The organism is Actinoplanes sp. GCM10030250 (genome assembly GCF_042666575.1).
Classification (GTDB): domain Bacteria; phylum Actinomycetota; class Actinomycetes; order Mycobacteriales; family Micromonosporaceae; genus Actinoplanes.
The window spans coordinates 1-501 of the sequence record NZ_JBHTDO010000138.1 but is presented as its reverse complement, the minus strand read 5'-3'; the positions used below and the strand labels follow the sequence as shown (position 1 = coordinate 501).

Genomic DNA, 501 nt, shown 5'->3' with positions numbered 1-501 from the left:
ACAACGAAACGACCGCCTGGTCACACCGCACACAACCCGCCGCAGCTTGACATCCAAGAAGCTGGGGTGTCTGACGCCGCGCGCGTGGGAGCACCGCGGCCGGGCCGGAAAGTTGATCGCGAGAGTCGGCCTGGTCGCCACCCAGTCGGTGGAGCAGGGCACGCTGCCCCAGTTGCGCGCGGCGACCGAGCCGGGGGTGCGTGGCGGGCAGTTCTTCGGCCCGGCCGGGCTGTGGGAGACGCGCGGGCGGGTCACCGAGGCGCGGCTCAGCCGGGAGGCCGCCGATCCGGCCGTCGGGGAACGCCTCTGGGCGGCCGCCGAGGATTTGACCGGCGTCAGCTACCTCTGACCCGGCGGTTCTGCGCGGGAGTCGCGACGTGCGGGCGCGGCGAGAGTCGATGGGCGGGCGGTGTGGGGCGAGGCGAGGCGAGGCGGGCTCGGGGCGGTGAGCGGGGCGGTGCTGGTCGGTGCCGGGCGGTGCAGGTCGGGGCGGGGCGGCGC

General features: G+C 75.6%; 1 pseudogene. It reads left to right on the top strand.

Annotation, left to right across the window (positions count from 1 at the left end):
* Positions 1-349, top strand: a pseudogene (locus ACFQV6_RS44415) (hypothetical protein); the annotation flags it as partial.
* Positions 350-501: the final 152 nt, after the last annotated feature.